Origin of the sequence: Saccharopolyspora antibiotica (assembly GCF_047200635.1) — a bacterium.
Classification (GTDB): Bacteria; Actinomycetota; Actinomycetes; order Mycobacteriales; family Pseudonocardiaceae; genus Saccharopolyspora_C.
Genome location: NZ_JBJZOI010000043.1, coordinates 1 through 8,938, shown reverse-complemented (window position 1 = coordinate 8,938; position 8,938 = coordinate 1). Strand labels below are relative to the sequence as shown.

Sequence of the window (8,938 nt, the reverse complement as noted above, 5' to 3'; positions counted from 1 at the left end):
GCTCCGGTCTCCCCGCTCCGGCCTCCCCGCTCCGGTCTCCCCGCTCCGGCCTCCGCGCTCCGGTCTCCCCGCTTCCGCGATTTCCCGCGAAATCTCCCCGCCCACCACCACCCGCAGCGGGAGGCGGACGCGATTTCTCGCGAAATGTCGCCGCCCGCGGTGGTGGGAGGCGCGATTTCTCGCGAAATCTCCACCTCCCTGCACCGCTCCCGCAACGGCGCAACGTCCCCGCAACGGATGCACCGACGCTGCATCGCCTGACCAGCGCTGAGGGGGAGTCCGCGTGATTTCTCGCGAAATGTCGGGCCGTCCGCGGCGGGTGGGGCGCGATTTCTCGCGAAATCTCGGCCGTGGCGGCGGGTGGGGCGCGATTTCTCGTGAAATCCGTGCTCCGTGCGGGGTGCGCCGGGGATCGGTGGGCTGGATCGGTGCGGGGTGGTGGACGTGCGGAAAGGGCGCGCCCGCGGGGGTGTGGAGGCGAGGCGGCTGTTGACCGGGCGGAGCGGCCGGGCCTAGTTTCCGTATACCTCAAAGTATACTTTCACGATGTGGAATCGGAGCGGCCATGTCGACGGATCACGCCGGAGCCGCCACCGCGCCGGACGGGCAGCTGAGCCCCCGGCTCTACAACGCCGACCTGGCGCCGCCGAAGCAGCGCCGCTGGAAGACCTACAGCATCTTCGCGCTGTGGATGAACGACGTGCACAACATCGGCAACTACACCTTCGCCGCAGGCCTGTTCGCGCTCGGCCTCGGCGCGGTGCCCTCGTTCTTCGCGCTGCTCATCGGAGTCCTCGTCGTGTTCTGGGGGATGAACCTGATGGGACGGATGGGCCAGCGCACCGGTGTGCCGTTCCCGGTGCTGGCGCGGATCTCCTTCGGCGTGCACGGCGCGCAGCTGCCCGCCCTGATCCGCGCGGTGATCGCGATCGCCTGGTACGGCATCCAGACCTACCTCGCCTCGCTGGCGGTGGTGGTGCTGGCGCTGCGCATCGACCCCGCGCTGGAGCCCCACACGCGGAACTCGATCCTCGGGCTGTCCACCCTGGGCTGGATCTGCTTCCTGGCGCTGTGGGCGGTGCAGCTGGTGATCCTCAGCTTCGGCATGGAGATGATCCGCCGCTTCCAGGACTGGGCGGGGCCGATCGTGTGGGTCGTGATGCTCGCGATGGCGGGGTGGGTGCTGGTCCTGTCGGGCGGGCGCATCGCGTGGAACCCGCCGAACGCGCTCAGCGGCGGGGCGATGTGGTGGGAGATGCTCGGTGCCGCGGGCCTGACGATCTCCACGTACGGCGCGCTGATGCTGAACTTCTGCGACTTCTCCCGCTTCTCGCCGGACCGCAGGTCGGTGATCCGGGGGAACTTCTGGGGCTTGCCGGTGAACTTCACCGCCTTCGCGATGGTGTCGATCACCGTCACGGCCGGGACCTACACCCTCTTCGGTGAGATCATCACCGACCCGGCGGAGATCATCGCCAAGGTGCCGAACACCGCCGTGCTCGTGGCCGGAGCGCTGATGTTCGCGCTGGCCACCATCGGGGTGAACATCGTGGCGAACTTCGTCTCGCCCGCCTACGACCTGGCGAACCTCGCGCCGAAGCACATCACCTTCCGGCGCGGCGGGCTGATCAGCGCCGTGCTCGCCGTGGTGGTGCTGCCGTGGAACCTCTACAACAGCCCGGCGACGGTGAACTACTTCCTCGGCGGGCTCGGCGCGGTGCTCGGGCCGCTGTTCGGGGTGCTCGTCGTGGACTACTGGCTGGTGCGCCGGGCGCGGATCAACGTCCCCGACCTCTACACCGAGGACCCCGCCGGCGAGTACGCCTACCGGCGGGGCGTGAACCCGCGGGCGCTCGCGGCGTTCCTGCCCGCCTCGGCGATCGGCATCGTGATCGCGCTGCTGCCGGTGTTCGCGCCGGTCTCGGCGTTCTCCTGGCTCATCGGCGCCGTGGCCGCGGGCGCGCTCCACCACCTGATCGCGGATCGGAGCCGGGAGTTCACCGACGTCTCCGGCGAGCACCTGGCGGGGGACACCGCCGCCGAAGGCATCCACTGACCGGGAGGGTTCCGTGCGGATCGTCGTCGCCAACGTCAACACCACCGAGGCGGTCACCGGGGTGATCGCGGAGCAGGCCGGGAAGGTCGCCGCGCCGGGCACCGACATCGTGGCCGTCACCCCGTTCTTCGGCCCGACCTCGGTGGAGGGCAACTTCGAGAGCCACCTCGCCGCCGTCGCCGTGATGGACCGGGTGCGGGCGATCGAGGAGCCCTACGACGCGGTGGTGCTGGCCGGGTTCGGCGAGCACGGCAAGGAGGGGTTGGCCGAGCTGCTCGAAGTGCCGGTCGTCGACATCACCGAGGCGGCCGCGCACACCGCGAGCCTGCTGGGCCGGCGGTTCTCGGTGGTCACCTCGCTGTCCCGCACGACCGGGCAGATCCGGGACCGGCTGGCGCTGATCGGCCTGGACTCGCGCTGCGCCTCGGTGCGGGCCACCGGCCTGGCGGTGCTGGAGCTGGAGGCCGATCCGGCGCGCGCCCGGGACCGGCTCGTCGCGGAGGCCGAGCGCGCGGTGCGGGAGGACGGCGCGGAGGTGGTCTGCCTCGGCTGCGCGGGCATGGCCGGGCTGGCCGAGCAGGTCGAGGCCGGCGCGGGCGTGCCGGTGGTGGACGGCGTGCCCGCCGCGGTCGGGCTCGCCGAGTCGCTGGTGCGCCAGGGGTTGCGCACCTCGAAGGTGGGTGGCTGGGCGGCGCCGCTGCCGAAGCGGATCACCGGCTGGCCGATCACCGGCCCTTGACCGGAGCCGCCACGACGTTCAACATTTTGTTGAAAATACCAGGGAGGTAGGGGTGGCCAGCAACTCCGAGCGGTACGACGTGGTGTTCCGGGCCCGCCGCCTGATCGGCCCGCACGGCGAGACGTCCGGATCCCTCGGCGTCCGGGACGGCCGCATCGCCGCCGTCGAACCGCTCGGCGCCCCGCTCACCGGGGAGCGCGTCGTCGAGCTCGCCGACGACGAGGTGCTGCTGCCCGGCCTCGTCGACACCCACGTGCACGTCAACGACCCCGGCCGCGCCGAGTGGGAGGGATTCCCCACCGCCACCCGGGCCGCCGCCGCCGGCGGGATCACCACGCTGCTGGACATGCCGCTCAACAGCCTGCCGCCGACCGTCGACCCCGAGTCCCTGGCCGTCAAGCGGGAAGCCGCGCGCGGCCGGGTGCACGTGGACGTCGGGTTCTGGGGCGGCGCGATCCCCGGCAACCGGGCACGGCTCGGCCCGCTGCACGCCGCCGGGGTCTTCGGCTTCAAGTGCTTCCTGCTGCACTCCGGCGTCGACGAGTTCCCGCCGCTGGACTCCGCCGGGCTGCACGAGGCCCTCACCGAACTCGCCGCGCACGACGCGCTGCTCATCGTGCACGCGGAGGATTCCGAGGCCATAGACCGAGCCCCCAGCGCGCACGGATCGCGGTACCGGGACTTCCTGGACTCCCGCCCGCGCGGGGCCGAGAACCTCGCGATCGCGCAGGTGCTGGAGGCCGCGCGGCGCACCGGCTGCCGGGTGCACGTGCTGCACCTGTCCTCCGCCGACGCGCTGCCGATGATCGCCTCGGCGAAGGCGGACGGCGTGCCGGTGACCGTCGAGACGTGCCCGCACTACCTGTGCTTCACCGCCGAGGAGGTGCCCGACGGCGCCACCCAGTTCAAGTGCTGCCCGCCGATCCGGGAGGCCGCGAACCGCGAGGCGCTGTGGCGGGGGCTCGCCGACGGCACCATCGACACCGTCGTCAGCGACCACTCGCCCTGCACCCCCGAGCTCAAGCGGCTCGACAGCGGCGACTTCGGCGTCGCCTGGGGCGGGGTGTCGAGCCTGCAGCTCGGGTTGTCCGCGGTCTGGACGCAGGCCCGGCTGCGCGGACACCCGCTGACCGACGTGGTGCGCTGGATGGCCGGGCGCACCGCCGAGCTCGCCGGGCTGCACCGGAAGGGCTCGCTGTCGGTCGGAGCCGATGCGGACCTCTGCGCCTTCGCCCCCGACGAGGCCTTCGTCGTCGACCCCGGCCGACTGCACCACCGCAACCCCGTCTCGGCCTACCAGGGCCGCGCGCTGGCCGGACGGGTCCGGCGCACCTGGCTGCGCGGTGCGGAGATCGACGTGCTGGGCGAACCACGAGGAACGCTGCTGAACAGGGGAGAGGCATGAACGACCGGTCCAGGCTGCCCGACCTCGCGTCCCGCGCGGTCGGCGGCGCGGTGGTCCACGCGAACGACGAGCTGTTCGCCGAGCGGGAGAACCTGATCAAACCCTCGGCTCCCGAGTACCGCCCGCACACCTTCGGGCACAAGGGCCAGGTCTACGACGGATGGGAGACCCGGCGGCGCCGCGAACCCGGCGTGGACTTCGCGCTCATCCGCCTCGGGCTGCCCGGGATCGTGCGCCGCCTCGTCGTCGACACCGCGTTCTTCAAGGGCAACTACCCGCCCCGGGTCTCGGTGCAGGCCGCCGCCGTCGACGGGTACCCGAGCCCCGCGGAACTGCTCGCCGCCGAGTGGACCGAGCTGCTGGCCCCCGCCGAGGTCGAGGGCGACGCCGAGAACGCGTTCGACGTCGACGCACCGCTGCACAGCACCCACCTGCGGCTGTGCATGCACCCCGACGGCGGCATCGCCCGGCTCCGCGCGCGGGGCGAACCCGTCGCCGACCCCCGCTGGGCGCGCGGCGAGTTCGACCTCGCCGCCCTCGAACACGGCGGACGGATCACCGGGTGCAGCAACATGTTCTACAGCTCGCCCGCCAACCTGCTCGCACCCGATCGGGCCGCCGTGATGGGTGAGGGCTGGGAGACCGCGCGGCGCCGCGACGACGGCAACGACTGGGTCGAGATCGGACTCGCCGCGCCAGGCGAGCTCGCCCACGTCGAGCTCGACACCAGCCACTTCGTCGGCAACGCTCCCGGCTGGGCGACCCTGTCCGGAGTGGACGAACGCGGCGCTGATCCGGCCGACCCGGCGGCGTGGCGCGAGCTCCTGCCGCGCACCCGGCTGCAACCCGACACCCGGCACCGGTTCCGCGTCGCGCCGACCGGCGAGCTCACCCGGGTGCGGCTCGACGTCCACCCCGACGGCGGCATGGCGCGGCTGCGACTGCACGGCACCCCGACCGACGAGGGGCGCGCCGAGCTGATGCGGCGCTGGTTCGGGCTGCTGCCCGCGGCCTTCGCGCGCTCCGTGCTCACCGGTGCCGGAGTGCCCGAGGCCCGCGCGGCCGAGCTCGCCGCCGCCGAACTCACCCCGGAGCACGTCGCGGAGCTGCTCGCCGCGCTCGGCTGACCCGATCGGATCGGGCACCGGGAGTCGGGTGCGCGGGACCGTCCCCTCCCTGGCTTGGTGGACGTCAACGGGAGGAGAACGCGGTGCTGGAGCGCTGGAACCGGGCACTGGAGCAGGTCGAGGACCGCCTCGATCGACAGGTCGACGTCGCCGAGCTGGCGCGGATCGCCGCCACCTCGGAACACCACTGCCGCCGGGTGTTCTCCGCGCTGGCCGGGATGCCGTTCTCGGAGTACCTGCGGCGCAGGCGGCTCACCGTCGCCGGCGCCGGGGTGCTGGCCGGGCAGCGGACCTTGCTGGACGTCGCGGTGCGCTACGACTACGGGTCCGGGGAGGCGTTCGCGCGGGCGTTCCGCTCGCCGCACGGCGTCGGCCCCGGCGAGGCCCGGCGCACGGGGGCGGCCCTGCGCTCCCAGCAGCGGATCTCCTTCCGACTCACCGTCGAGGGGAGCAACGACATGCGCTATCGGATCGTGCACCGCGAGGCGTTCCACGTGGTCGGGAAGAAGGCCCGCGTTCCGCTCGTGCACGAGGGGCTCAACCCCGGGATCGTCGAGCACGTGCGCGGGATCGGGGCCGACGAGCTGCGGCGCATCACCGAGCTCTCCGACCAGGAGCCGGCCGGGATCATCGCGGCCACCGACGGCCTGGCGGAGGGGCGGGCGGAGGGCAGCGAGCTCGACCACTACCACGGCGTGGTGCGGGGGAGCGCCGGTCCGGCCGACCTCGACTCGCTCGCCGTGCCCGCCGGGACGTGGGCGGTGTTCGAGGCCTCCGGGGAGTTCCCGCACGCCCTCCAGCACCTGTGGCGGGACGTGTTCACCCAGTGGTTCCCGTCGAACCCCTACCGAAGCAGGCCCGGCCCGGAGATCCTGCGCACCAGCGCCCCGGCGGAGGGAGCGCACGGCGAGGCCGAGCTCTGGGTCCCCGTCGAGCCCGCCTGACCCCGCCCGCACCCGCGATTTCTCGAGAAATCGCGTCCCCTGCCCGCGCCGCGACCCGGCCAACCCGAGCCGTCGCCCCGCCCCGCACCCGCGATTTCGCGAGAAATCGCGGCTGCCCAGGCGGGGTGTGCCTCGATTTCTCGCGAAATCGCGGGTGCTCCCGAGACGGGGATCGCGATTTCTCGCGAAATCGCGGGTGCCGAGGCGGGTGGGGGCGTGATTTCTCGCGAAATCGCTCTTGGTCGTGCGGGCGGGGCCTCGGGCGGGTGCGGGTGCTCAGGGCAGGACGATGGTCTCCACCGGGAGGCCCGGGGTGGCGGCGAGGTCGGGGGCGGAGGGCTTCGCGCCCGAGGCGACCACGTGCGCGCCGAGCGCGGCGATCATCGCCCCGTTGTCCGTGCACAGCCGTGGGCGAGGCACCCGCAGCGCGATCCCCGCCGCCGCGCAGCGCTCCGCCGCCAGCGCGGAGAGCCGCGAGTTCGCGGCCACCCCGCCGGAGATCACCAGCGTGTCGACCCCGAGATCCCCCGCGGCCCGGACCGCCTTCGCGGTGAGCACGTCCGCGACCGCTTCCTGGAACGAGGCGCACACGTCGGCGACCGGGATCTCCCGGCCCGCCCGCTGCTCACCCTCCACCCAGCGCGCCACCGCCGTCTTCAACCCGGAGAAGGAGAAGTCGTGGCGCGAGTCGCGCGGCCCGGTCAGCCCGCGCGGGAAGGCGATCGCCTTCGGATCCCCGCGCCGGGCCAGCGCGTCGATCGGCGGGCCGCCGGGGTACGGCAGGTCGAGGATGCGGGCGACCTTGTCGTAGGCCTCCCCGGCGGCGTCGTCGATGGTGGAGCCGATCTGGGTGATCCGCTCCGCGACGCCCTCCACCAGCAGCAGCTGGCTGTGCCCACCGGAGACCAGCATCGCCAGGCAGCGGGGCGGCAGCGGGCCGTGCTCCAGGGTGTCCACGGCGACGTGCCCGCCGAGGTGGTTCACCCCGTACAGCGGCACGTCGAGCGCGGCGGCGTAGGCCTTCGCAGCGGACACGCCGACCATCAGCGCCCCGGCCAGGCCGGGCCCCGCGGTCACCGCGATCGCGTCCACGTCGGAGAGGCCGAGCTCCGCCTCGGCGAGCGCCCGGCGCATCGTCGGGGCCATCGCGGTCAGGTGCGCCCGGCTGGCGATCTCCGGCACGACGCCGCCGAAGCGGGCGTGCTCGTCGACGCTGGAGGCCACGGCGTCGGCGAGCAGCCGCACCGAGCCGTCCGAGCCGAGGCGCACCAGCCCGACTCCGGTCTCGTCGCAGGAGCTCTCGATGCCGAGCACGATCCGGTCGGTGGTGGTCATCGCGCACCACCTCCCTCCGGGGTGGGGGAACCGGCCGCGGGCCGGCGCATCGTGTGCGCGTCCGCGCCCGAGGGCTGGTAGTAGCGCTTGCGCAGGCCGACGACCTCGAAGCCGTGCGCGCGGTAGAGCGCGAGCGCGGGCTCGTTGTCGGTGCGCACTTCGAGGAAGGTGGTCGCGCGGTGCTCGTCGGCGCGGGCGAGCAGCCCGCGCAGCAGCGCCCGGCCCACCCCGCGTCCCTGGTGCGCCGGGTCGACGGCCATCGTGTGCACCTCCGCCTCCGCCTCCGGCGGACGTCCCAGCAGGGACAGGCCCGCGTAGCCGATCAGCTCCTCCGCCGCGTCGTAGGCGCCGAGGTAGTGGTGGCCGCGGTCGAGCTCGGCGGCGAAGGCCTCCAGCGACCACGGGTCGTCGCCGGGGAACAGCACCTGCTCCAGCTCGGCGCAGCGCCTCAGGTCGCGGCGTCGCAGCTTCGCGACGAACGGTTCGGGAGCGCTCATGGCGTGGCCCGCCCGCCGTCGGAGCTGACCTGCTTGCGCGGTCCCGGCGCGGTGGCGTCCGGCCGCCGCAGGTACATCGGGACCAGCGGAATCGGATCGGCCCCGGTTCGCAGGTCGTGGCGCGCGACGGCGACGAGGCCGGTCGGCGTGGGGTACTCGGTGTCGAGCACCTCCAACCCGAACGCCTCCCGGTGCGGGCCGGCCATCTCGCCCGCGGCGAAGTCCAGGCCCAACCCCTCGATCTCGGCGGGCACGTCGGACGGGCGGTGCACGTGCGGGCCGGTGAGCCGTTCGCGGTCCGGACCGTAGGCGGCCCAGTAGACCTCCTTGCGCCGCGCGTCGGTGGCGACCAGCAGGCGCAGCCCCCCGGGGCCGGCGATCGCGGCGCCCGGCTCGCCGACGTCGGCGAGCACGCCGCGCCCGGCGGCGTCCTCCGGGACCGCGGCCGCGATCGCGTCCAGGCTGCACACCGGGTGCACCGGGACGTCCAGCGCCTGCCCGAGCGCGGCGGCCGTGACCATGCCCGCGCGCAACCCGGTGAACGGCCCCGGTCCGGAGCCCACCACGATCGCGTCGGCGTCGGCGAGCCGGTGACCCGCCTCGGACACCGCCGCCATCAGGTGCGGGGTGAGCAGTTCGCCGTGCGCTCGCGCGTTGATCGTCACGCGCTGCGCGAGGGGCCGGGGTCCGCCGCCGTCCAGGGCGACCAGGCCCGCGGTGACCGCGGGCGTCGAGGTGTCCAGCGCGATGACGAGCACAGCGCAACAGAGTACGTCAGCCCAGGTCACCGCCCCGTCGCGGGTGCTGAGCAGGGCAGGAGCGGGGGGGGGGGGGG

8 protein-coding genes are annotated in these 8,938 nt (G+C 73.8%); 5 read left to right on the top strand and 3 right to left on the bottom strand.

Annotated features, from left to right (window positions below):
- Nucleotides 1-565: 565 nt before the first annotated feature.
- From ACL03H_RS23745 to ACL03H_RS23725, 5 genes are all read left to right on the top strand, one after another.
- The gene (locus ACL03H_RS23745; protein ID WP_412813532.1) at nucleotides 566-2,056 is read left to right on the top strand and encodes an NCS1 family nucleobase:cation symporter-1; all 1,491 of its coding nucleotides are present in this window, start codon (nucleotides 566-568) and stop codon (nucleotides 2,054-2,056) included.
- A 13-nt stretch (nucleotides 2,057-2,069) separates the two neighbouring features.
- Complete coding sequence (locus ACL03H_RS23740; RefSeq protein ID WP_412813531.1) at nucleotides 2,070-2,795, top strand: aspartate/glutamate racemase family protein; 726 nt, start codon at nucleotides 2,070-2,072, stop codon at nucleotides 2,793-2,795.
- Between the two features lie 52 nt (nucleotides 2,796-2,847).
- The gene (gene allB / locus ACL03H_RS23735) at nucleotides 2,848-4,200 is read left to right on the top strand and encodes an allantoinase AllB (protein WP_412813530.1); all 1,353 of its coding nucleotides are present in this window, start codon (nucleotides 2,848-2,850) and stop codon (nucleotides 4,198-4,200) included.
- Complete coding sequence (gene alc / locus ACL03H_RS23730; RefSeq protein ID WP_412813529.1) at nucleotides 4,197-5,327, top strand: allantoicase; 1,131 nt, start codon at nucleotides 4,197-4,199, stop codon at nucleotides 5,325-5,327. The genes allB and alc overlap by 4 nt, the downstream gene beginning before the upstream one ends.
- A gap of 83 nt (nucleotides 5,328-5,410) precedes the next feature.
- Complete coding sequence (locus ACL03H_RS23725) at nucleotides 5,411-6,271, top strand: AraC family transcriptional regulator (protein ID WP_412813528.1); 861 nt, start codon at nucleotides 5,411-5,413, stop codon at nucleotides 6,269-6,271.
- Nucleotides 6,272-6,547: 276 nt separating this feature from the next.
- Here ACL03H_RS23725 and tsaD read toward each other — a convergent pair whose 3' ends face one another.
- Genes tsaD through tsaB form a run of 3 tightly spaced genes read right to left on the bottom strand, consistent with a single transcriptional unit; the run spans nucleotide 6,548 to nucleotide 8,861 of the window.
- Complete coding sequence (gene tsaD, locus ACL03H_RS23720; RefSeq protein ID WP_412813527.1) at nucleotides 6,548-7,606, bottom strand: tRNA (adenosine(37)-N6)-threonylcarbamoyltransferase complex transferase subunit TsaD; 1,059 nt, start codon at nucleotides 7,604-7,606, stop codon at nucleotides 6,548-6,550.
- Entirely contained in the window at nucleotides 7,603-8,103 is a 501-nt protein-coding gene (gene rimI, locus ACL03H_RS23715) for a ribosomal protein S18-alanine N-acetyltransferase (RefSeq protein WP_412813526.1), read from the bottom strand. The genes tsaD and rimI overlap by 4 nt, the downstream gene beginning before the upstream one ends.
- Nucleotides 8,100-8,861, bottom strand: coding sequence for a tRNA (adenosine(37)-N6)-threonylcarbamoyltransferase complex dimerization subunit type 1 TsaB (tsaB, locus tag ACL03H_RS23710; protein WP_412813525.1), 762 nt, complete (start codon nucleotides 8,859-8,861; stop codon nucleotides 8,100-8,102). The genes rimI and tsaB overlap by 4 nt, the downstream gene beginning before the upstream one ends.
- Nucleotides 8,862-8,938 lie beyond the last annotated feature (77 nt).